This window comes from Devosia sp. Root635 (genome assembly GCF_001427605.1).
Lineage (GTDB): Bacteria > Pseudomonadota > Alphaproteobacteria > Rhizobiales > Devosiaceae > Devosia.
In genome coordinates this window covers 25,331-48,834 of sequence record NZ_LMGZ01000013.1, presented here as the reverse complement: position 1 = coordinate 48,834, position 23,504 = coordinate 25,331, and the positions used below count along the sequence as shown (strand labels likewise).

General features: G+C 63.8%; 19 protein-coding genes. 8 read left to right on the top strand and 11 right to left on the bottom strand.

All coding sequences use genetic code 11. The features are described 5' to 3' along the window. The first annotated feature begins 87 nt into the window (after nt 1-87). On the top strand, nt 88-1,548 hold the full coding sequence (locus ASD80_RS08640; protein ID WP_056231497.1) for a M81 family metallopeptidase: 1,461 nt from the start codon (nt 88-90) through the stop codon (nt 1,546-1,548). Nucleotides 1,549-1,606: 58 nt separating this feature from the next. On the opposite strand, the gene ASD80_RS08635 is transcribed toward ASD80_RS08640, so the two are convergent. The 8 genes from ASD80_RS08635 to ASD80_RS08600 all read right to left on the bottom strand — a co-directional run bounded on the left by ASD80_RS08635 (nt 1,607) and on the right by ASD80_RS08600 (nt 11,205). Further along, the gene (locus ASD80_RS08635) at nt 1,607-2,416 is read right to left on the bottom strand and encodes an SDR family NAD(P)-dependent oxidoreductase (RefSeq protein WP_056231485.1); all 810 of its coding nucleotides are present in this window, start codon (nt 2,414-2,416) and stop codon (nt 1,607-1,609) included. A gap of 234 nt (nt 2,417-2,650) precedes the next feature. Continuing rightward, nucleotides 2,651-4,663, bottom strand: coding sequence for a beta-N-acetylhexosaminidase (locus ASD80_RS08630; RefSeq protein ID WP_056231483.1), 2,013 nt, complete (start codon nt 4,661-4,663; stop codon nt 2,651-2,653). A 143-nt stretch (nt 4,664-4,806) separates the two neighbouring features. Further along, nucleotides 4,807-5,673: a MurR/RpiR family transcriptional regulator gene (locus ASD80_RS08625; RefSeq protein WP_056231481.1), complete on the bottom strand. Its 867-nt coding sequence runs from the start codon at nt 5,671-5,673 to the stop codon at nt 4,807-4,809. A gap of 28 nt (nt 5,674-5,701) precedes the next feature. After that, nucleotides 5,702-6,778 carry an ABC transporter ATP-binding protein gene (locus ASD80_RS08620; protein ID WP_056231478.1) on the bottom strand — a complete coding sequence of 359 codons (1,077 nt, stop codon included), beginning with the start codon at nt 6,776-6,778 and terminating at the stop codon, nt 5,702-5,704. Nucleotides 6,779-6,868: 90 nt separating this feature from the next. Further along, entirely contained in the window at nt 6,869-8,083 is a 1,215-nt protein-coding gene (locus ASD80_RS08615) for an ABC transporter substrate-binding protein (RefSeq protein WP_056231475.1), read from the bottom strand. Nucleotides 8,084-8,201: 118 nt separating this feature from the next. Beyond that, a complete protein-coding gene (locus tag ASD80_RS08610) occupies nt 8,202-9,044 on the bottom strand; it encodes a carbohydrate ABC transporter permease (protein ID WP_056231526.1) in 843 nt (280 codons plus the stop codon). A 110-nt stretch (nt 9,045-9,154) separates the two neighbouring features. Further along, on the bottom strand, nt 9,155-10,039 hold the full coding sequence (locus ASD80_RS08605) for a carbohydrate ABC transporter permease (RefSeq protein WP_056231473.1): 885 nt from the start codon (nt 10,037-10,039) through the stop codon (nt 9,155-9,157). An 11-nt stretch (nt 10,040-10,050) separates the two neighbouring features. After that, nucleotides 10,051-11,205 carry a Gfo/Idh/MocA family protein gene (locus tag ASD80_RS08600; RefSeq protein ID WP_056231470.1) on the bottom strand — a complete coding sequence of 385 codons (1,155 nt, stop codon included), beginning with the start codon at nt 11,203-11,205 and terminating at the stop codon, nt 10,051-10,053. Nucleotides 11,206-11,576: 371 nt separating this feature from the next. On the opposite strand from ASD80_RS08600, the gene ASD80_RS08595 reads away from it, so the two are divergent. From ASD80_RS08595 to ASD80_RS08585, 3 genes are all read left to right on the top strand, one after another. Then, complete coding sequence (locus ASD80_RS08595) at nt 11,577-12,056, top strand: hypothetical protein (protein WP_056231467.1); 480 nt, start codon at nt 11,577-11,579, stop codon at nt 12,054-12,056. Between the two features lie 223 nt (nt 12,057-12,279). Further along, nucleotides 12,280-13,461 (top strand): MFS transporter, encoded by a 1,182-nt coding sequence (locus ASD80_RS08590; RefSeq protein ID WP_082555154.1) that lies wholly within the window; start codon nt 12,280-12,282, stop codon nt 13,459-13,461. Next, nucleotides 13,461-14,894 carry a M81 family metallopeptidase gene (locus tag ASD80_RS08585; RefSeq protein WP_056231462.1) on the top strand — a complete coding sequence of 478 codons (1,434 nt, stop codon included), beginning with the start codon at nt 13,461-13,463 and terminating at the stop codon, nt 14,892-14,894. The genes ASD80_RS08590 and ASD80_RS08585 overlap by 1 nt, the downstream gene beginning before the upstream one ends. A 5-nt stretch (nt 14,895-14,899) precedes the next feature. Here the strand turns inward: ASD80_RS08585 and ASD80_RS08580 are convergent, their stop codons facing one another. The 3 genes from ASD80_RS08580 to ASD80_RS08570 form a co-directional block, all read right to left on the bottom strand. Beyond that, nucleotides 14,900-16,102 (bottom strand): mandelate racemase/muconate lactonizing enzyme family protein, encoded by a 1,203-nt coding sequence (locus ASD80_RS08580; RefSeq protein WP_056231460.1) that lies wholly within the window; start codon nt 16,100-16,102, stop codon nt 14,900-14,902. Between the two features lie 145 nt (nt 16,103-16,247). Continuing rightward, nucleotides 16,248-17,603 (bottom strand): mandelate racemase/muconate lactonizing enzyme family protein, encoded by a 1,356-nt coding sequence (locus ASD80_RS08575; RefSeq protein WP_056231458.1) that lies wholly within the window; start codon nt 17,601-17,603, stop codon nt 16,248-16,250. Nucleotides 17,604-17,752: 149 nt separating this feature from the next. Next, the gene (locus tag ASD80_RS08570) at nt 17,753-18,457 is read right to left on the bottom strand and encodes a GntR family transcriptional regulator (RefSeq protein ID WP_056231454.1); all 705 of its coding nucleotides are present in this window, start codon (nt 18,455-18,457) and stop codon (nt 17,753-17,755) included. 369 nt (nt 18,458-18,826) lie between these two features. Between ASD80_RS08570 and ASD80_RS08565 the strand changes: the two genes are divergently transcribed. From ASD80_RS08565 to ASD80_RS08550, 4 genes are all read left to right on the top strand, one after another. Next, complete coding sequence (locus tag ASD80_RS08565) at nt 18,827-20,230, top strand: extracellular solute-binding protein (RefSeq protein WP_156460382.1); 1,404 nt, start codon at nt 18,827-18,829, stop codon at nt 20,228-20,230. Between the two features lie 71 nt (nt 20,231-20,301). After that, the gene (locus ASD80_RS08560; RefSeq protein ID WP_056231449.1) at nt 20,302-21,267 is read left to right on the top strand and encodes a carbohydrate ABC transporter permease; all 966 of its coding nucleotides are present in this window, start codon (nt 20,302-20,304) and stop codon (nt 21,265-21,267) included. A gap of 163 nt (nt 21,268-21,430) precedes the next feature. Beyond that, nucleotides 21,431-22,315 carry a carbohydrate ABC transporter permease gene (locus ASD80_RS08555; RefSeq protein WP_056231446.1) on the top strand — a complete coding sequence of 295 codons (885 nt, stop codon included), beginning with the start codon at nt 21,431-21,433 and terminating at the stop codon, nt 22,313-22,315. An 11-nt stretch (nt 22,316-22,326) separates the two neighbouring features. Beyond that, on the top strand, nt 22,327-23,412 hold the full coding sequence (locus ASD80_RS08550; RefSeq protein ID WP_056231444.1) for an ABC transporter ATP-binding protein: 1,086 nt from the start codon (nt 22,327-22,329) through the stop codon (nt 23,410-23,412). The last annotated feature ends 92 nt before the right edge of the window (nt 23,413-23,504 follow it).

Sequence of the window (23,504 nt, the reverse complement as noted above, 5' to 3'; positions counted from 1 at the left end):
ATTGCCCGGCATGGCCTATGCTAGCGTGCCTGGCGGCAGCGTCCAGCATGCCGGTCCGTTTCCTGCTGTTTTCCTGCGAGTTGCACCGTGCGCGTCTTCACCGCCGCCCTGGCCACCGAAACCAACACGTTTTCGCCCATCGCGATCGACAAACGTGCCTTCGAAGCCTCGCTCCATGCGAAGCCCGGCGAGCACCCGGCGACCCCAACCCTGTGTACCGCGCCTATCACCGTGGGGCGTGAGGTCTGCGCCCGCGAGGGGTGGGAGCTGATCGAGGGTAGCGCCAGCTGGGCGGACCCGGCGGGGCTGGTGGCGCAGGCGACCTATGAGGCATTGCGCGATGAAATTCTTGAGCAATTACAGACCGCCATGCCGGTGGATGGCGTGGTGCTGGGGCTGCATGGCGCCATGGTGGCACAGGGCTATGACGACCCCGAAGGGGATCTGCTGAGCCGGATGCGGGACATTGTCGGGCCCGATGTGCTGATCTGCGCCGAACTCGACCCGCATAGCCATCTGACGGCGAAACGGGTCGCGGCCGCGAATTTCTTCGTTGTTTTCAAGGAGTTTCCCCATATCGACTTTGTCGATCGGGCGCGGGACCTGTGGGCCATCGCGGTGCGGGCGCTGAAGGGGGAGATCACCCCGGTCATGAGCGTGTTCGATTGCCGGATGATCGACGTGTTTCCCACCAGCAAGCAGCCGATGCGCGGCTTCGTGGACAAGCTGTATAGACTCGAAAAATCCGAGCCGGGGCTGCTGAGCCTGTCGGTCATTCACGGCTTCATGGCGGGGGATGTGCCGGAAATGGGCACCAGGGTCATTGCGGTGACCGACGGGGATAAGTTGGCGGGCGACGCTTTGGCGGAAAAACTGGGGCGGGAACTCTTTGCCATGCGCGGCACCTTCATGGTGAGCCAGGTGGACGAGACGGTCGCGGTGGACGCCGCCGTGGCGGCGCCGCGCGGGCCGGTGGTGATCGCCGATGTATGGGACAATCCCGGCGGCGGTACGGCGGGCGATGCCACGGTCATTCTGGCAGAGCTGATGGCGCGGGGGATAAAGGACGTGGCGGTGGGCACGATCTGGGATCCGATCGCCGTACAGATTTGTTTCGCGGCCGGAGAAGGGGCGGAAATTCCGCTGCGCTTCGGGGCCAAATCGGCGCCCAATACGGGCAGTCCGATCGACCGGCGCGTGACGGTCAAACGCCTGGTGCGCAATGCGGAAATGCGGTTCGGTGAGAGCTTTGCGCCCTTCGGCGATGCGGCCTGGATCAGCTTTGACGGGATCGACGTGATCCTCAATTCGACGCGGGCGCAGAGTTTTGATCCGAGCCTGTTTGCGGTGATGGGGATAGAGCCGACAGCGCGGAAAATCCTGCTGATCAAATCGACCAACCACTTCTATGACTCGTTCTCCAAAATCGCCTCGGAGATCGTCTATTGTTCGGCCGGGAAGCCCTATCCGAACACGCCCGCGACCACGCCCTATCGCAAGGCGCGGCGGGATATCTGGCCGATGGTGGACGACCCGTGGGCGCGTTAGCAGGTGCCCGAATACGCTAACAGACTGTTGGCATCGACGTTTTGAACGCGTGAATCCGTCAGGCGCTTTCGGGCGCGCGGCGGATGGCGCGGAAGGCCCTGACCTGGCGATCGGCGAAGCGGTCGAACAGGGGCGGCATGAAGCGGTGCAGGAAGGCCAGCACGCCCACATAACCGGGGAAGGCGATGATGCGCTTCTTGCGCGCCACGCCGGCCAGCACGATGTCGACGGCCTTGTCGACCGGCACCAGTTTCGGCAATTGCGCCCGCATGGCGGCGGCATCGGCATTGACCGGCTGGGATGAGGCGACCATGGGCGTGTCGATATAGCCGGGACAGATGATGCTGACGTCGACGCCGAATTGCCTAGCCTCGGCGGCCAGCGCATGAGACAGGCCGAAAATGCCGAACTTGGCCGCGACATAGGGTGAATTGAGCGGGCCGGGCGCCATGCCGAAGCCGGAGGCGGTGTTGACGATATGGCCGAAGCCCTGGCGGATCATGACGGGATAGACGGCGTGAATGCCGTGAATTTCCCCGAACAGGTTCACCTCGATGACGCCCCGCCATTGCGCCAGCGTGAGGTCGCGGATTTCGCCGATGACCGCCGTGCCGGCATTGTTGAAGAAATAGTCGATGCGGCCGAAGCGGGTCAGCGCGGCCTCGACCAGGGCGGCGACGGCGGCGGGATCGGTGACATCGACGCGCATGGTCTCGATCGTGCCGGAGGCCGCGTCGGCGAGGGCCGCTTCATCGATATCGGCCAGGAGGACCGTGGCGCCGGCTACGGCGAGGCGGGTGCCGAGGGCGCGGCCCAGGCCGGAGGCGCCGCCGGTGATGATGCAGACCTTGCCGCTGTAGCCGGTCATGTGTTCCCCCAAACACGTTGATTTGGGGGAGAGTACAGTATGGGGGAGGGTTGGGGAATGTCGCACCGGTCGTCGAGGCGTGATGGCACCCAACCCGCCAGCCGTCATCGTCGGGCGAATACCCGAGGGCACTATACTTGCAGCGCCGTCGGCAAGTGCAGGGCCCTCGGGTCTTCGCCCGAGGGTGACGCGCGGTGAGTGTAGCGATCGGCGGTGGGCGCGGGTGGCTGAGTGTCAGTCCACCGCCCAATGCCCGTACATGATGGGCATGGTCCCCACCAAGGCCTTGAACCGCGGCCAGCTCTTGCGTTCGGGGAGGGTCCAGGCGGATTCGGCGATGGCGGAGAGGCGGGGGAAGACCAGGCGGTCGAAGATGGCGCGGTCGGTCATGCTCTCGCTCCAGATGCAGGCCTGGATGCCGAGCAGGTGCTGGAGGCCCTTGTCGGACATGCCAGCGCGGCTTTCGAATTCGTAGGTTTCCTGCGGGCCGGACCAGCCGGCCCAGCCGGCGCCGGGCTCGGCCCAGGCGACGCCATTGGCCATGTCGAGATAATAGCGCTGGCCGGGGGAAACGACGATGTCGTAGCCGCGCTCGGCCAGTTCGGCGTTGATCTCGACATTGCGCCAGCCGATGACGAAGGCCTTGTCCTTGTCGACGGCATCGCCATGGGCGGCTTCTTCCCAGCCGCCGGTGATGGCGCCCTTCTTCTTGATGATCTCGTGCACGCGGCGGATGAAGGCAGCCTGGATCAGCGCGGTGGGCGAGCCCTCGATCTCGTCGGCGCCGCCATGGTTGCCGAGCTGGTTGAACTGCTTTTCGTGCTTGCGGCGCATGTCGGGGCCGCCGAGCTTTTCGATCATGTCGAGGGCGAGCGGGGAGCCCGACCAGGCGGCCAGCGGCACTTCGTCGGCGCCGAGGTGGAAAACGCCAGCGGGGAACAGCTCGAGCATTTCGTCGATGACGGTTTCGACGAATTGGTAGACCGGCTCATGGGCCGGGTTGAGGCTATTATTGGGGAAACCCTGCACCGACTGGTACTCGCCCGTCTCGGCGGGATCGCGCAATTCGGGCAATGCCTGCAAAGCCGCGTAGAAATGCCCCGGCATGTCGATTTCGGGGATGACGGCCACCGCGAGGCTATCGGCCAGGGCGACGATCTCGCGGATCACCGGCTTGGAATAGTAGCCGCCGGTGGGATGCGGGCCGGAGCCGAGCAGCGGCGGAAGGGCCTTGCCATGGCCGCGCCAGGCGCCGATTTCGGTGAGCGCCGGATAGGCATCGATTTCGACGCGCCAGGCCTCGTCTTCGGAGAGGTGCCAGTGGAACTTGTTCAGCTTGTTCCAGGCCATCAGCTTGATGAGGCGAGCGACTTCGGCGCCGGAATAGAACTGGCGGGCCACGTCGAGATGGCAGCCGCGATAGGTAAAGCCGGGCTCGTCGGTGATGGCGCCGCCGGTGGGGAAGAGGAAGGTCTGCGGATATTGCTTGGCCCCGCGCAGGATCTGCCCGAGGGTGACGAGCCCGTAAAACATGCCCTGGCGGGTGCTGGCTTCCACGGTCACGGCATCGCCGGCAAAGAGGACTTCATAGGCTTCGGCGCCGAGACCGGCGCGATGGCGGACAATGACCGGCAGGCCGGCTTCGGAGGCCGGGCGAACGATGCCTTCGACCGGGAAGAGATCGGCCACGAGGCCGGCAAAGGCGGCGGCGGCCTTGCCGGCGTCATCACCGACCGGCTGCAGGTCGAGGCCCGGAGGGGCGGTGCGGGCGCCAGTGGTGGCCACCGATTTCGGCCATGGGATGATGGAGACCGGCACCGGCGCCTTGGCCGGCACGGGGAATTTGGCCGCGCCCTTGAGCAAAGGTGAATTGTGGCCCTTGGCCTGGGTGGGCGCGGTGGCCAGGGTAACGATGGTGCCGTCGGCCAGCGCGACATAGCCGGTATTGGCGCCGTCGCTCCAGTGGCGCAGGCCATAGGACAGGCCGCGAGCGGTGGATTTCCAGGTCTGGCCGGGTTCAAGCACGAAGCCGTCGGGCGGGGCGATCAGCGTGTGGTTGGAGAGGCGCTTGAGCAGCTTGCCGTTTTCCAGCGTGGCATGGGGATCGATGCGGGCCGGGCCGGAAAAACCGAGCTGGAAATTGCTGACGGCGGTATCGCCGGTATTGGTCAGCTCGATGCCGTAGCCGAGCGGCTCGCCATTTTTGGCGGGAGTCCAGGTGGTGACGAGGGAAAAGGATGTGGTCATGGGGAAACTCTTGCTGGATGTTGGGCTCCCCTCCCCCTTGAGGGGAGGGGCGGGGGTGGGGGGCGTTTGATGGCCCATTGACGGACCCCTCCCTCGATCCCTCCCCTCAAGGGGGAGGGATCGATGACTGAAACCGCGGTGAGCTAATCCCCCAGGGGCTGGGCGTCGTCGCCGTCGCGGTTGACGACGAGCTGGTGCTTGATGCGGCGCATGCTGGCGACGGCGGGGGAGCCGAGGCGCGTGGCGACGGTCTGGGCCAGGATGTCCACCGCCGCGAGCAAGGCGTAGCGGCCGGGCGTGGGGCGCAATATGTCGGGATTGTCGCGCCGGTCGATGGGCAGCAGGATATCGGCCTGCTCGGCCATGGGGGAATTGGAGCGGGTGATGACGACGCGGGTATGGCCATATTCGCCGGCCACCCCCATGGCCTTGACCAGCGGCAGATTGTTGCCCGAGAGCGAGAAGGCGACGATGGCGGTGCCCGGCGGCGAGGCGGCGGCGCGCATCATCTGCACCTGATGATCGGTGGAGGAGGCGATCTTGAGGCCGAGGCGGAACAGGCGCATTTCGGTTTCGGTGGCGACCATGGAGGAGGAGCCGCCCGAGCCGAAGGACAACACAAAGCTGGCCTTGACGATGGTTTCGGCGGCACGCTCGACAGCGTCGAAATCGAGATGGTCGAAGGTTTCGTAGATGGTCGACTGGATGCCGTTGACCACGCCCTGGGCGATTTCGCGTACGCTGGAGGGGCCGGCAGCCGGGGCGAAATAGCGCTGGCCGACAAAGCGCGACTGGGCCAGCCGCACCTTGAAATCGGCGTAGCTGTCGCAGCCCAGGCGCCGGCAGAAGCGGGTCACCGTGGGCGGCGACACTTCGGCCTGGGCGGCCAGATCGACGATACTCATCTTGAGCACGCTATCGACATCGGCGAGGACGATTTCGGTCAGGGCGCGTTCGGAGCGGGTAAACTCGTTCTTCTCGGTCTGCAGCAGGCCGACAATGTCCAGCATGGTTTCCCCTCCCCGGCGGCGATGCTGGTCAGTAAACTGCCAGACCCGCCTGGTCAAAGAGGTGGACCTGATCCAGCGCGAAGCTGACATCGAGCGCCTTGCCCTCGGGCACATCCGGGTCGCCTTCGAACAGGCCGACGAAATTCTCACCGCCGGGCAGCGTCGAATAGGTGACGGTGTGGATGCCGAGTTCTTCGACGATATTGGGCGTCACCGTGAAGGTGACCTCGCCCTCGCCCAGATGCAGATGCTCGGGGCGGATGCCCACGGTGACCGACTGGCCGGCGATAGCGCGCGACTGGCGCGGCAGGCTGATGCTGCCGAGCGCGCCCATGTCGATGGTGGCGGTGGTGCCGTCGGCCGTGGTCACGGTGCCGTTGATGAAATTCATCTTGGGCGAGCCGATGAAGCCGGCGACGAAGATATTGTCGGGCTTGTGGTACAGTTCGAGCGGGGAACCCACCTGGGAGATGACGCCCGCGTCGAGCACCACGATCTTGTCCGCCATGGTCATGGCTTCGACCTGGTCGTGGGTAACATAGATCATGGTGGAGCCAAGGCGCTTGTGCAGTTCCATCAGTTCGATCCGCATTTCGGAGCGGAGCGCGGCATCGAGGTTGGACAGGGGCTCGTCGAACAGGAAAATCTTGGGCTGGCGCACGATGGCGCGGCCGATGGCGACGCGCTGGCGCTGGCCGCCGCTGAGGGTGCCGGGGCGCTGCTGCAGGCGGGATTCGAGCTGCAGCACCTTGGCGGCAGCGCCGACGCGCTGGTCGACCTCGGCCTGGGGCAGGCGCTCGACGCGCAGCGGGAAGGCGATGTTTTCGTAGACCGTCATATGCGGATAAAGCGCGTAGCTCTGGAACACCATGGCGATGCCGCGTTGTACGGGCGGCAGGTCGTTGACGACCTTGCCTGATATCTCGATCTCGCCCGAGCTGACCTCTTCGAGGCCGGCAATCATGCGCAGCAGCGTGGACTTGCCGCAGCCGGAGGGGCCGACGAAGACCACGAACTCGCCCTCGGAAACCTCGAGATCGATGCCCTTGATGATATGGGCTTCGTTGAAGGATTTTTCCACGCGCTTGAGGCTGAGCTGGGACATTTGGCAGGCTCCGGTCGGCGGGGCTGATCCCGCGGGCAGGCAATGGGGATGCCGCCGCCATCCCGAAGGACGGCGGCGGCAGGAGGACTTCTACTTATACTGCTCGAGATCGGCAGCGGCCTTGGTGAGGGCAGCGGCCGGCTCGGCCTGGCCGGTCACGACGGACTGGACCAGCTCGATCATCACGTTCTGCAGGCCGAGATAGTCGGTCAGCAGCGGCTCGGGACCACCGAAGGCGATACCGTCGAAGAAGGGCTGCCAGTTCGGATCGGCGGCGATGATGGCATCGACGGCCGGGCCCGGACGGAGCGGGGTCAGGCCCTGTTCGGCTTCATAGGCCGACTGGTTTTCCGGGTTGGTGAGGAACTTGGCCAGGTCGACGGCCTTGTCCTCATAGCCGGTGCCCTTGAACACGGCCATCGAGTCGGTGATCAGCAGCGTGCCGGGACCCTTGGCGGACGGGCCGACCGGCAGCTGGGCGACGCCCCACTTGAACGGCGAGTCGGCCAGCAGGTTCAGCGTGCCGGAAGCGGCATGGATCATGCCGAGCTTGCCATCGAGGAAGATGGCGCGCACTTCGTTCTGCTCGTAGGCGGTCGGGCCTTCTTCGGCATAGGCGGTGATGTCGCGCAGGGCCGTGATGGCTTCGAGGTTCTGCGGGCTGTCGAGCACGATGTTGTTGTCGGCGTCGATTACCAGGCCGTCATTGGTGTAAACCCAATGGAGGAACTGGTGCATGGTGTTGTCGAAGGTCTTGGCGACAACGCCGAAGCCGTCGGCATCGGTGTTTTCCTCGATGGCCTTGGCGGCGGCGATCTCGTCAGCCCAGGTGGCGGGCGGAACTTCGGGATCGAGGCCGGCAGCGGCGAACAGGTCCTTGTTCCAGTAGAGGGCCTTGGTCGAGAACGCGACCGGGCGGCCCCACTGGGTGCCGTCGAAGGTTACGGTATCGGCGACGTAGGGATAGTAAGCGGCCTTTTCCTCATCGGTCATCGGCATGTCGACGATGAGATCGTTGGAGGCGAGCTGCTTGAGGGCGCGCGAACCGATATAGGCCAGGCCCACGGGGGTACCGGCGACGGCGAGCGTGGTCACCTTGTCCTGGCACTGGCCCCAGCCCACGACTTCGACCTGAACGTCGAAACCGGGATTGGCGGCTTCCCAGGCCTCGATGGTGGAGACGTGGACGGGGCTGGGCGTATCGCCGCATTCGACGAACGAGATCACCTGGTCCTGCGCGGCGGCATAGGCCGTCGAAGCCAGCAGCGCGACAACCGCACCACCCAGAATCCTGCTTTTAGTCATTTTTGTTACCTTCCCTTGCTTACTGCCCCGAGGGGCGAGTGGCTTTCCCGCCCTTGCGGGCAAGAATCTCGGACCACGTTGTTTTCCGGAAACCTAAGTCCCTGTTTCCGGCCGCGGCCTAAGTCTTGACGGCGCCGGCCGTGAGGCCCGCAACCAGATATCGTTGTAGAAAGACGATCAGCACGAGCACTGGCGCGATGCCGACGAAGCTGGCGGCCATGAGCTCGTTCCACACCACTTCCTGGCGGCCGAAATAGGCGAAGAGGCCGATGGGCAGGGGCATGAACTCGGTCTTGGAGTTGAAGGTCAGCGCAAAGATGAACTGCTGCGCATAGGCTCCAATGAAGGTGGTGATGGCGACAACCGCGATGCCGGGCATGGCGATCGGCAGGATGACGCGACGCAAGGTATAGAGGCGGCTGGCGCCATCGACCCAGGCGGCCTCGTCCAGTTCGCGCGGGATGCGCATCATATAGGTGCGCAGCAGCCAGATGGCCGAGGGGATGAGGAAAGCCGCGCCGGGCACGATCATGGCCCAGTAGGTATTGAGCAGCCCAAGCTGGCGCATCAGGCGGAATAGCGGGATCAGCAGCACGGCGCCCGAGAACATGTTGACCGCCAGGAACGCCGCCAGCAGCGGGCCACGGCCGGGGAACGGGAAGCGGGCGAAGGCATAGGCGGCCGGCACCACCATGATCAGCACGATGACGGTGGCGGCGGTGGAGATGAACAGCGAGTTGACGATGTAGCGCCAGAAGCCGGGCACTGATTCCCACATGGTGAAATAGGCGGTGAGCGAACCCTCGGAAGGCCAGAAGCTGTAGGGCGAGGAGAACAGGCGCGACAGCGGCTTCAGCGAGACCATGAAGCCTTCGATGAAGGGCGCCAGCACGAAGAACAGGAACAGCGCGATGCCGGCATAGATGGCGGCGTATTCGTACCATTTATAGCGGTCGATCATCGGACGAACGGCCTTGGCGGCCCTGGCCTTTTTGGTGGCGACGGGAGCGCGGGCGGCATCGTCGTCCGGATGGGCGGTCTTTTCGGTGGCGATATCGAGGGGCTGCACGGTCATGCGCGTTCTCCCGTGTTGATCTTGCCGACGACGCGGAAGTAGGCGAGGCAGAACACCGACAGGAACAGGCAGATCATCACCGCGCGGGCGGCGCCTTCGCCGTATTTGTAGGAGCCGATGGCGGTCTTGTAGGTGTCGATGATCATGGTCGTGGTCGAGCCGGAGGGGCCGCCGCGGGTGAGAATCCAGATGATGTCGAAGGAATTGAAGGTGGCGATCAGGCTCAGCATGGACATGGTGACCATGGCTGGCACGATCATCGGCAGGGTTATGCGGCGGAAGCGGTAGAAGCGGCCGGCGCCATCGGTCCAGGCGGCCTCGTAGAGATCGCGCGGAATCGATTGCATGGCGGCCAGCAGGTAGATGGTGACCAGCGGCACTCCGATCCAGACGTCGGTGACGATGGTGGCCCAGAAGGCGGTATTGCCATAGGCGAGCCAGGCGACCGGCTTGTCGACGATGCCGAAATTCTGCAAGAGGCCCGAAATCATGCCGAACTGGCCATTATACATCCAGCCCCACATGAAGATGCCGATGGCCATGGGGACGATCCAGGGCGGCATGGTGAGGATGCGGAACAGCGCGCGGCCGGGCACGGCGGCATTGAGCAGCACGGCGCCGCAGGTGCCGATGATCATCTTTATGGAGACCGAGAAGAAGGTCCAGATCACGGTGCGGATAATGACTTCGGAGAAATTGGCCTTGAAAATCTTGTCGTAATTGGCCCAGCCGACCCAGTCATAGGTGGGGCGCAGGGCCGCATTGGTGAAGCTGAGATTGATGGTATCGACCAGCGGATAGGCGACGATGCCGATGATGTAGAGCAGAGCCGGAGCCAGCAGGGCGAAAGCGAAGATCGAAGCGCTACGGGTGCCGGTCATGGTCGGTCTCCTCAGTTCGCTCGCCCGAGGGCAGCATCGAATTGCTGCCAGATCGGGGTCATGTCGATAACGGAGCGGGTTCGCATCGCCTGGTCCATGCAGAGGGCCAGCAGGCCCGCTTCAAGCGCATCGGTCACCGATACGGGGAGCGGGGCGCCTTCGATCATGTGCTTGAGGATATCCTCGGCCATCTGCTCGTCGGCACCGTAATGCTGACTGAGGCCGGAGGTCTTGTAGGTGGCGTCGACCAGACGGTCGGAGGTGCGGCTGTCGGTGACGCGCAGGAAATTGCGGATGAAGTCGCCTTCGGCCATGCCCTTGGCGCCCATGACGGCGAAGCGGCGGAAATCGTCGGGGACGTTGAGATTGGTGTGGAAGCTCAGCGCGGCGCCGTTTTCGTACTGCACCATGGCAGTCTGGTAATCGATGATGTCGCCGTCGCTGTCGAAGACCTTGTCGCTGCCCATCCAGCCGCTGGGCTTGCGATGGTAGACTTCCATGTCGTTGATGCCGACATTGGCCGGCGCATTGGCCGGAACGAAGGTGCGACGGCCGCCGAAGCTGGAGACATATTGCGGGCGGCAGCCCATGACCCCGTTATAGAGATCGAGGTCGTGGCAGCACTTTTCCAGCATGAAGCTGCCCGAATAGCGCTCGTAGCGGCGCCAGTCGCGCATGAAGAAGGCGCCGTGATAGGGCGGGATATGCTCGGAAGCCTCAATGGAGGTGATGTCACCCAAGAGGCCATCGGCCTGGGCCTTGCGCAGGTCGACATAGAGCGGGGCATAGCGCAGCACCAGGCCGACCATCAGGTTGTCGGAGCCGTATTGCGCGATGAGCCTGGCCAGTTCCATGGTCTCCTCGACCGTGGTCACCACCGGCTTCTCGGTGAAAATCTTCATGCCGCGATCGAGGCCGATGCGGATGTGCTCGAGATGGAGATGATTGGGCGAGCCGACCATCAGCAGGTCGAGCTTTTCGCTGTCGAGCATGGCTTCGAGCGAGTCATACTGCTTGCCGACGGAAATGCCGTGTTCGGCGGCATAGGGCAGGCCCGCCGGAGCGGGATCGACATAGCCGGCAACGGAAAAGTCCGGGCGGGCAGCGGAGAAGATCCGCGCCAGATAGCCCAAACGATATCCGAGGCCGATAATGCCTACCCGCATGCTGTCCGTCCCTGTTATCAGACCGCCAATCTCTTCCGGATTGGTGTGGTATTCTGTAAACGATTTTCAAGATTAGGATCGTTCTGAAACCAATGTCAACACGAATCCGTCACACTTTCAATACCAATTTAAGCCACCCCGAAAATTTGCTCAAAGCCAAAGCATTTTGCCGCTTTTCTGGGCGTTTATATCGAGTTCGGTGATTTTTCCGGTGTGGACAAGCGCCGTGGAAACGGGCAGCATGTCCAAATTGGTATTCATCTGGGCCCCCATGGCGGCTTTCAGGGTGATGACACCAATGAAAATTTAGAACACAAATAGGTCAGGGCCGGCCGACCGGATTGCCGCCCGAGCGAACCCGCGAGAGCTTCATGAGCAGCACCAACCCTTTCCCCGACGATCCCGACCGGAGCGCCATCTGGACCATGCTGGTGGAGCGCGACATCGCCGCCTTCGTCGCCGCCGACTGGAGCATGGTGGATGGCGACTTCATCAGGGAGGGCTTCCTGGGCATCAATGGCCAGAAATCGGGCAATCCCGACGACTGGCGCATCAGCTTCCCGACACTGGAAGCCTATCGCGACGACTGGATCCGCCAGGCGCAGGAGAGCCGGAAGCTCGATTATGCCGAGGACGTGCTGGAGGGCATCCACCGCGCCACCAGCCTGACCGAAATCGAGATCAACGGCGACATCGCCATCGCGCACAAGAAGTTCGATGGCGAGATCCGGCTGAGCGATGGCGGCAGGGACGTGCTGAACTGGCAGACGCTGTATTTCTGCCGCAAGGTGGGCGGGGTGTGGAAGCTGACCGGGTTTGCGGGATATCTGCCCTATCCAATGGGGCAGTAGGGTTTGGCGCCGATGGGCCCGCTACCACAGTGTCACCCCGGCCTTGAGCCGGGGCCCATCCTGAGGTCTGGCCACAGCCGCAAGGTGGTCATGAACCTTGCGGCAGGACACGCATCTCAGGATGGATCCCGGCTCAAGGCCGGGATGACACCGTGTATGAGGAGCGGACAGTGGCAAAGGCAGGCCGCTGCCGACGAAAACCTACAGTGAACGAGAACGACATATGCTTTCCCCGCAACGCCTGACCATGCTGGTGTTCTTCCTGCAGCCGATTGCCTTCGGGTCGTGGCTGCCGCGGATTCCGGATGTGCAGCAGGCGCTGGGGCTGGGGCCGCAGGGGCTGGCGATTGCGCTGCTCGGCCTGCCCTGCGGCACGCTGCTGACGCTGCCTTTTGCCGGGCCGCTGGTGGGTCGGATCGGGCCGCGTATGGCGATCATCTTCGGCTTCGTGCTCTATTCCATCGCCGCCAGCCTGCCGGCCTTCGCGATGAATCCGGCGATGCTGTTCGTGGCGCTGATGCTGGCGGGATCGACCATTTCCTTTGTCGAGCTGGGGCTCAACGTGCAGGCCGATGCGGTGGAGAAGGCCACGGGGTCGGTCATCATGACTACCTCGCACGGCTTCTGGTCGGTCGGCATCATGGTGGGCAGCCTGATCGGCTCGGGGCTGGCCGCGCTGGGGCTGGAGGCGAAATGGGCTATTGTGCTGGTGGCCATCGTCGTCCTGCCGGTGGCGCTGGTCGTGTCCAACGCCCTGCCCGGATTCGCGCCGGAAGCGCCCCGGCAGGAGAACCAGCGTTCGGTCTGGGCGCTGCCGAGCTGGGCGTTGCTGGGCATCTGCTTTTTCGTCTTCGGCATCACCATGACCGAGGGGGCCATGGCCGACTGGTCGGCGATTTTCCTGCGCGACGCGCTGGGGGCCGAAAGCGGCATTGTCGGGCTGGGCTATTCGGTGTTCGCCATGATGGTGGCGGCGGGCCGGTTCGGCGGCGACAGCCTCAAGAAGCGCTTCGGCGCGGTCAATACGGCGCGCATCTGCGGCACGCTGGCCGTAGCCGGAGCGGCCATCCTGTTCATCTCGCCCAATACGCCGGTGGCGCTGTTCGGCTTTGCCATTATCGGGCTTGGGGTATCGGTGGGTTTCCCGCTGGCGGTGACGGCGGCGGCAAGCCTGACCGACCGCACGGCTTCGGCCAATGTGGCGATCCTGAGCTTCGTCGCGCTGCTGGGCTTTCTGGTGGGGCCGCCGGTGATCGGCTTCGTGGCCGAACATTTCGACATGCGGCTGGGCATTGCCTGCCTGGTGCCAGTGCTGCTGGTCAGCCTGCTGCTGACCGGAAGGCTGGCGACGAAACAGCCTGCTCGCGCCGCCAATCCCGAAGCCGAAATTCCCGGAGTGCTCTGATGCGTATTGCCGTTGCCGGGCTGCATACCGAATGCAGCACCTATAATCCCGTGCTGGCCCGCGAGGCCGATTTCCGCGTGCTGCGCGGGCCGTCGATGCTCAAGGATGGCTATTTCGATTTCCTGACGCATTTTCCGGCCGAGTTCATCACCATTCTGCATGCCCGCGCCATTGCCGGCGGGCCGGTGGAGCGGGGCATTTATGCGCGCTGGAAGGCGGAAATCCTTGATGGGATCAGGGCGGCCCTGCCGCTCGACGGGGTCTACCTGGCGCTGCATGGGGCGATGTTCGTCGAAGGCCTGTTCGATGCCGAAGGCGACTTCATCGCCGCCGTGCGGGACGTGGTGGGGCCGGAGGTGCTGATCGCGGCGAGCTATGACCTGCATGGCAATATCAGCCAGAGGATCGTGGACAATCTCGATATCTTTTCGACCTACCGCACGGCGCCGCATATCGACGTGCCGGATACCATGCGGCGGGCGGTGACCATGCTGGTGCGGGCGCTGCGGACCGGGCAGCGTCCGGTGCTGGCCTGGGCGCCGGTGCCGGTGCTGTTGCCGGGGGAGCGGACCTCGACGCAGGACGAACCGGCGCGGAGTTTTTATGCGCAGCTGCATGATGCGGAGGACCCTGGTGGTATCTGGGATGCCTCGTTCCAGGTGGGCTATGTGTGGGCCGACGAGCCGCGCGCCACGGCCTGCGCCGTCATCACCGGCACCAACAAGGCGGCGATGGCGGAGGCGGCGCGGCGGCTGGCACAGGATTATTGGGATATCCGCGAAGGGTTTGTTTTCGGCACCAAGGTCGGGAGCATCGAGGATTGCGTTGGCTGGGCGATGGCGGCGGGGATTGGGCCGGTGGTGCTGGCAGAATCTGGGGATAATCCGACCGGTGGCGGCGTGGGCGACCGGGCCGAAGTGCTGGCCGAACTGATCGCGCGGAAGGCGCAGGGCGTGGTGTTTGCCGGGATCGCCGACCGGGCGGCGACCGAGGCGGCCTATGCCGCAGGGGTGGGCCAGGTGGTTTCGCTCAGCATCGGGGCGAGCCTTGATCCGTCGAGCAAGCCGGTGCGGGCGGACGCCGAGGTGGTGTTCCTGCTCGAAACCGACAATGGCCTGCTGCGCGAGGCGGTGGTGCGGATCGGCGGCGTGGACCTGGTGCTGACGGCGCGGCGGCGGCCGTTTCACAATATGGCGGACTTCACGCGGCTGGGGCTCGATCCGCGGACGGCCGATATCGTGGTGGTCAAGTCAGGCTATCTGTCGCCCGATCTCGGACCCATCGCCAATCCCAGCCTGATGGCTTTGTCGCCGGGCGTGGTGGACCAGTTCGTGGAGCGGCTGGAGCGCAAGCACAAATCCAAGCCACAATATCCGTTCGACACCGATTTTGCCTTCACGCCAGACGTGCGGTGGTCGAAGCGCGCAAAGTAAGGCGCCTACGGCTCGAAGAACCCCGCATCCTCTTCCAGCAGGTATTTCTTCGCCCCCACCGGATCGATATCGAGCCCCAGCCCCGGCGCCGGCAGCAAATCCACATGGCTGTCCGTCACGATCTGCTCGGGCAGGCCGATGACGATGTCCTCCCACCAGGGGTCGGAGGCGCTGGGATATTCGAAGGCGATGTAATTGGCCGGCAGGGTGGCGCAGACATTGATGAGCGCGCCGAGGCCGAGCAGGCCATTGGCGGTGCCGTGCGGGGCCATCATGATCGAGTGCATATAGGCGTGCTCGGCCACCCATTTCAGCTCGGCAATGCCGCCGATATCGGCGGGGTCGGGGCCGACGACGCGGACGGCCTGGGTCTCGATCAGTTCCTTGAAATTGTGCCGCAGGTAGATTTGCTCGCCGGTATGGATCGGCGTCGAGGTGGAGGTGGTGAGCTCGCGATAGGCCTGCGGATTGACCCAGGGAACGTAGTCGCCGGTCAGCATGTCTTCGAGCCACATCAGGTCGTATTTCTCGACGGCCCGGGCGAAGCGGATGGCATCATTGAGGAACCAGCCGGGGCCGCAATCGAGGGCGAGGGAGACCTTGTCGCCCAGCACTTCCTTCATGGCGGCGACGCAATCGAGCATGTGGTTGAAGCCGCGCTCGGAAATCTGCCCCTGGTCCATGGCGCCGTGATAGCCGGCCTTTTTCTGGCGGACGCCATAGTGGAAGTCTTCCACATTGTCCTTCATGTTGGAGTGAAAGGAGATGCCCTGCTTGACCATGAAGAAGTTCTGAGGCTGCTCCATCATCCAGCGCACGTCATCGGCATAGTCCTCCGGCCGGTCGCCGGTCCGCTTCCTGCGGATGGAGCCGTTATAGACGCGCACCTTGTCGCGCACCTTGCCCCCGAGCAGCTTGTAGGCCGGCACATTGGCGGCCTTGCCGGCAATGTCCCACAAAGCATGCTCGATGGCCGAGACGGCGGCGCCATAGGGCTTGAAGCTGCCGCGCTGGCGGATTTTCAGCATGCAGCGCTCGACATCGGTGGGGTCCTCGCCGATCAGCGCGTCGCGGAAATGCAGGACCCAGGGCTTGAGGTAGGTCTTGGTGAATTCCACCTCGCCGAGCCCGTAAAGCCCCTCGTCGGTGACGATGCGGACGATGGGGTGGCGGCCGATGACGGCGCAGCGCAGGTCGGTGATTTTCATCCTTTTTGCCTTTCTTCGCCTCTCCTTTGGGGGAGAGGTCGGCGCGCTAGCGCCGGGTGAGGGGGCCTTTACGGGGTCGGTGCGTGGGGAAGGCCCCCTCACCCGACCCGAAGACGGGTCGACCTCTCCCCCGAAGGGAGAGGTGTCAGCTCCAGGTGCGATCCCAGGAATATTCCTGGTCCCAATGGTCGGTGGGTTGCCAGATGCCGGTGACGCCGGGTTGCAGGTGCTGGCTGATGACCTCGTCGACCACGTCGTCTATGCCCAGGCCCGGCTTGTCGGGCACGGTGATGAAGCCGTCCTTGACCAGGGGCTTGGGCAGGCCGGTGACGATATCGTCCCACCAGTCGACCTCGACGCTGTGATATTCGAGCGCCATGAAGTTTTCCGTGGCGATGGCGACATGGGCGGCGGCCATGGCGGCGATGGGGCTTTCGGCCATGTGAATGGCCATGGCCACGCCATGGTCCTGGGCAGCGTCGCCGAGCTTCTTGGTTTCGAGGATGCCGCCCGAGGTCAGCAGGTCCGGATGGATGACCGAGATGCCCGACTTCAGCAGCGGCTCGAAGCCTTCCTTGAGGTAGATGTCCTCGCCGGTGCAGATGGGCACCGTGGTCGCTTCCTGGAGCTGGCGATACTGGTCGGTATATTGCCAGGGGATGACGTCCTCGAGCCAGGCGGGCACGTATTTCTCGATGCGCCGCGCCAGCCTTATGCCGTTCTGCAGCGAGATGTGGCCGACATGGTCGATGGCCAGCGGCACTTCGTAGCCGATGACCTCGCGGACCTCGTGGATATATTGCTCGAGCAGGTCGAGGCCCTTGTCGGTAAAATGCAACCCGCTGAACGGGTGGCGGACATTGTGCGTGTCATAGACCGCGTTGCGGGCGCGGCGGTCTTCCATGGACTTGACCGGGCCGCGGCCGGGATGGATGCGATAGCCTTCCAGCGAGCCGGCCGGGGCGACGACGGCGCCGGGCACATCGGCGATCTGCATCAGGCCGAGATCCATCTTGAGGAAGGTGAAGCCGAGCTCCATGCGCGCTTTCAGCCGCTTGCCGGTCTCGGTTCCGCTGGGCTTTTCGGCGTCGGTATCGCAATAGACGCGCACCTTGTCGCGGAACTTGCCGCCCAACATCTGGTAGATGGGCACGCCATAGGCCTTGCCAGCCAGGTCCCATAGCGCGATCTCAATGGCCGAGACGCCGCCGCCCTGCCTGCCGTGGCCGCCGAACTGCTTGATGCGGCGGAACAGGCGGTCGATATCACAGGGATTTTCGCCCAGCAGCCGGCTCTTGAGCATCAGCGCATAGGTGGCGCTGGCGCCGTCGCGCACCTCGCCCAGCCCGACAATGCCCTGGTTGGTGTAAATCTTGAGCAAAGCCGAGGTGAAGGGCGCGCCGACGATCTCGGCGACGCGGATATCGGTGATGCGCAACTCGCTCGGGCGCGAGCTCATGCGGACATTGTTCTCGATAGTCTCGGCAAATTCCTTCGTCATGAAAATCTCCCCTCAATTGTCTGTCCCCTCCGTCGACCTTCCCTCCCCCTTGAGGGGGATCGAGGGAGGAGTTCTTCGGTGATCACCAAACCACCCCCTCCCCGGCCCTCCCCTCAAGGGGGAGGGAGGCCGACTGAGAATTCCGAACGCTACCCGCCGCTCCTCCGGGCCCCGTTGCGTTTGGCCACGCCCATCTGCTCGATGATGTGGCGGCCCGAGCCCTCGACATGGCGCGCCACCACTGACGCGGCGCGGTCGGCGTCCTGGGCGCGGATGGCCTCGATCAGTTCGCGATGCTCGCGCAACACGGCCTGGCGGCGACTGAGCGAGGTGGGAAAGCGGCGGCTGATGGCGCGCAGGATCTCGCGATGCTTCCACCACAGCTCGGCGGCATGGCGGTTGTAGTGGCGGTCATAGATGAGTTGGTGAAAGCGGGTATCGAGTTCGCCATGCTGGCGCGGATCGGCGAAATTGAGCGCCTCGATCTCGGCCTGGGACGCTTCCAGATCGGCGATGTCGGTATCGGCGGCGATGGTGACGAACCACCGCGTCAGCGCCGGCTCGATCAGCATCTCGATCTCGATGATGTCGCGGACGAAATCCTCGTCGATGGCGACGACGCGGGCCCCGCGATTGGGCTCCATCACCACGAAGCCTTCGCCGCGCAATTGCTGGAGGGCCTCGCGCACCGGATTGGTGGAGGTGCCGTAGGCGGTGGCGAGGTCGGCGACCTTGAGCCGGGCATTGGGTTGCAGCCGGGCCGAAATGATGTCCTCGCGGATCATTTCATACACGGATGCCTGTGGATCATTTGCGCTTTCGGGTAGCGCTACCGGCACGTCAGTTTCGCTCATAGCCCCTGTTTTAGGCGGCTTTGCGGGACAAGCCAAGCCAGTTGGCACGCTAAAATTACAAAATAATGTATGATCCATTCGTTATTGACAGATAAGTTTTGGTCTGGGAGTGTTCGGTCCGCGGGAAACAAGGGGCAACAAGCCGGACCCGCCAGTAGGTTGTTAGCGCTACCGCGACAGTCTGCATATCGAGGAGGCGCAGCAGGTGCTGCGAGGAAGCCCAGGTTCGGCCGAGGGGGCTGGACGGTCTTCCGAACGCGAGGAGGACTATCGATGACGAATTTGCAAGGCCGCGACATGCGGTCGGGCGCGCCGATCCGTCGGCAGGTCGTTGCCTATGCCATTGCGGCACTGACGACCACGTCCCTGATGTCGACGACCGCTTACGCCCAGTCGGTCGATCTCAGCCAATGGTCGCCGGACTATATCAAATCCATCGCCGGCACCGAGACCTTCGACACCGCAGGCCATTGCGCCGACGTGGTGCCGCTCGATTATACCGGCCGGCTGACCTATTGGTGGACCGGGCCGACCGAGGCATCGCCACAGATCGAACACCAGATCAACGACGAATTCTGGGCCGCCTGGGCCAAGACCTATCCCAATATCGAAACCGACGCGCAGAATATCGACTACAACCAATTGCTCGACCGGCTGCGTACCACCCTGCTCGGCAATGCCGGGCCGATGGTGGTGCGCCTGCAAATCCTGGGTGGCGTGGAATTCGCCTCCAAGGGCTATTTCCAGGAATTGGCGCCGGAAGATATCGGCTATCCCACCGCCGACTTCTGGCCCGGCGCCATGAAATCGGTGACCTGGGACGGCGTGACCTATGGCGTGCCGACCAATAACGAAACCATGGCCATGATCTGGAATGCCGATATCTTCGAGCGGGCCGGCCTCGACCCGGAAAGCCCGCCGGCAACCTGGGACGACGTGGTCACCTATTCCAAGACCATCCACGACAAGCTGGGCATTTCCGGCTATGGCCTGGTCGCCCGGCAGAATGCCGGCAATACGCCGTTCCGCTTCATGCCCCAGCTCTGGGCCTATGGCGGCGGCGCGCTGGACGAAGCCGAGGCCAGCCCCAGCTACCAGGATTCCTATCTCGACAATGACGGCGCCAAGGCGGCCTTGCAGGCGGCGTACGACATGTATGTCCGCGACAAATCGGTGCCGACCTCGGCCCTGACCAATACGCAGAACGAAAACCAGTCGCCCTTCATCGCCGGCCAGTTGGCCATGATGATCGCCCACCCGTCCGAATATGCCAAGATGGTGGACCTGGCGGGCCAGGCGACGGGCGCCGACAAGGAGGTCGCCGATACCGTGGTGGCCAATATGCGCTACGGCCTGATCCCGGAAGGTCCGGCACGTCGCGCCGTGGTGTTCGGCGGCTCCAACATGCACTTCATCAATGAGGAGTATGTCGAGGGCGGATTCGACGAGATGGCGGCCAAGGCCTTCGCCTGCTTCTGGAACAGCCCGGAATGGTCGACCAAGCTGGCCTGGACCGGGTCCAATCCAGGCAATCTCGCCGGCTTCAAGACCGAATGGATGAAGGAACGCCTCGACACCATCAAGTTCCTCGACGTCACCACATCCATGCTGCCCAGCGGCATCCCCTTCCCGGTCATTCCCGAGGCGACCGAGATCATGAACATCATCGTTCCCGACATGCTGCAGAACGCCTTGACCGAACGCATGACGGTGGATGAAGCGGCGGCCGACGCGGCGGCCAAGGTCGACGCCCTGCTCGGCGGCGGGCTCTAAGGTTCCTCCCTGCCCATGCCGGCGGCGCCCAGGTGCCGCCGGTGCTTTCGACATCGAAGAAAGGACGGCGCGTGAGCACGATAACAGGGCAAGCCGCAGGGCCATCGGCCGCCAGGGCGGTGCAGAAAAAACCCAATATCGTCAGCCGCATCATCAAGCATCGCGCTGACTATCTCTACGTGCTGCCGGCGCTGATCGTCATGCTCGTGGTGATCGCCTTTCCGATCTACTACACGATCGAGCTGAGCTTTTTCCGCACGCCGCCCAACCTGCAGATGAAGGACAAGATCTGGACCGGGCTGAGCAATTATTCGCTGGTGCTCAACTCGTCGGTGTTCCACGAGGTGACCATCCAGACCATCATCTGGACCCTGGCCTCGACGGTGTTTTCATTCCTGCTGGGCCTCGGCGCTGCCTTGTCGCTGCACCGCGAATTCGTCGGCCGCGGCGTGCTGCGGGCGCTGCTGCTGATCCCCTATGTGATCAGCGCCGTGGCGGCATCCTATGTGTGGAAATGGCTCTACCACTCCGATTTCGGGGTGATCGGGGCGATTTCGGTGGCTTTGGGCTTTACCGACGAGCCGATCAATTTCCTCGATAACCGGCAGACCGTTCTCGCCTCGCTGATCGTGGTCAATATCTGGAAGGAATTCTCCTTCGCCATGGTGATGCTGATGGCCGGGCTGCAGACGGTGCCGGACCAGTTGCACCGCGCCGCCATGGTGGATGGCGCCAATACCTGGGACCGCTTCTGGCACGTCACCTTCCCCCATCTCAAGGGCGTGTCGATGGTGACGATCCTGCTGCTAATGGTGGCCAATTTCAACTCGTTCATCATTCCCTTCGTGATGACCGGCGGCGGGCCGGCCGACGCCTCCCATATCTGGATCACCCATATCTACCAGCTCGCCTTCGGGCGCCAGCAATGGGGCGCGGCCTCGGCCTATGCGGTGATCCTGTTCGTGGTGATGATGACGCTGGGCTACTTCTACGTGAAGGCGCTGACCCGCGGCGACGAAACGAGGCAAGGCGCATGAGTGAGTCGGCAGCCAGACTGATGGACCCCCACCCCCAACCCCTCCCCTCAAGGGGGAGGGGAGGCCTGACTGCGGGCTTCGGTTCCATTGCACCCCTCCCCCTTGAGGGGAGGGGCCGGGGGTGGGGGTCGTTGGGCGCTTGCGCGGAATCGGGAGCGCAGCCATGACTGACACAACCGCGACCCGCATCCGTCCGGTGGTGAAGAAACCCGTCGACTGGTGGCGCTGGGCGGGGCGGGTGTTCCTGACCTTCCTGCTGCTGTTCACCGTGCTGCCGATGGCCTGGATGATCCTGACCTCGGTCAAGTCGCAGTTCGCGGCCATGCAATATCCACCGCAATGGTGGCCGGCCGAGCCGACGCTGAACAACTATTTCAAGCTGCTCGACCCCACCCAGCGCATCGGGCAGGATTTCCTGCGCTACTTCTGGAACAGCTTCTATGTATCGCTGCTGACCACGATCCTGGGCGTGGTGGTGGCGGTGCCGGCGGCCTATGCCTTCTCGCGCTTCCGCTTTCCGGGCCGCAACTTCATGTTCTTCGCCGTGCTGGTGCGCAACATGTTCCCGGCCGTGGTGTTCCTGATGCCGCTGTTCCTGCTGATGCGGTGGATGGGGCTGGTCAATACGCATGGATCGCTGATCCTGACCTATCTGACCTTCGGACTGCCGCTGTCGATCTGGCTGCTCAAGGGGTTTTACGACAACATCCCCATCCAGCTCGAACAGGCGGCGCGGATCGACGGGGCGACGCGGCTGCAGGCGTTCCTGCTGATCGTCATGCCGCTATCGACGCCGGGCATCATCGCCACGTCCATCTTCTCGTTCATCGGGGCGTGGAACGAATATGTCTACGCCTACACCTTCCTGTCGCGCGACGACCAGATGACCCTGCCGGTCGGCATCCAGCGGTTCTTCACCGAATTCGCCACCGACTGGCCGGGGCTGATGGCCGCCACTTTCCTCATGAGCGTGCCCGTCGTGGTGATGTTCCTGGTCCTGCAGAAATACTTCGTGCGTGCCCTCACCGAAGGCGCCGTCAAACATTAGGAGATGAGCCGATGGCCGAGGTGGTCCTCCAGAACGTCATAAAGACTTACGGCAATCTCTATGCCGTCAACGACGTCTCGCTCACCGTCAACGACGGCGAATTCATCGCGTTGGTCGGCCCGTCGGGCTGCGGCAAGACGACGACGCTCAACCTGATCGCCGGGCTGTTGCCGATGAGCGGCGGCGATATCAGCATCGGCAACCGCATCGTCAACGATCTCGACCCCAAGGACCGGGACATCGCCATGGTGTTCCAGAACTATGCGCTCTATCCCAACAAGACTGTCTACAAAAATCTCGCCTTCCCGCTGCAGATGCGCAAGCTCCCCAAGGAGGAGATCGACCGCAAGGTGCAGGATGCGGCCAGGCTGCTCGACATCACCCACCTGCTCGATCGCAAGCCGCGCGAACTGTCGGGCGGACAGCAGCAGCGCGTGGCTTTGGGGCGGGCGCTGGTGCGCGACCCGGCCGTGTTCCTGATGGACGAGCCGCTGTCCAATCTCGATGCCAAGCTGCGCGTGCAGATGCGCAGCGAGATCAAGCGCTTCCACCACAACCTCAACGCCACCGTGGTCTATGTGACGCATGACCAGCTCGAAGCGGTGACCATGGCCGACAAGATGGCGGTGATGAGCGGCGGATTGCTGCAGCAATATGATACGCCGGCCAATGTGTTCGCCAACCCGGTCAATACATTCGTGGCCAGCTTTGTCGGCAGCCCGGCGATGAGCCTGATCCCGCTCGAAGCCGTGGGCAACGCGCTCAGGAGCCCCGAGGGTTGGGAGCTGCCGCTGTCGCAACTCAATGCGCGCAAGGCGGCCAATTCGACCACCAACAAAATCGTGCTCGGCGCCCGCCATTCGACGCTCAAACTGCACAAGGCGGCCACGCCCGGGGCGGTGCCGGGCAAGGTCTATACGGTGGAGCCGACCGGCGATGTGACCTTCGCGCAGGTGTTCATCAATGGCGCGGTGGTCAATATCAGCCTCGAACCGACCGCCAGGATCGAACCCGACGAGATGGTTTGGGTCGAGTTCGACCAGGAGCGGATGCATCTGTTCGATGCGGAGACGACGATGGCGCTGAAGGCGATTTGAGGGCGGTATGGCGGTGTCACGGTCGTTTCAGTCGTCTCCCTCCCCCTTGCGGGGAGGGATCAAGGGTGGGGGGCGTTTGGCCCCGATATCCG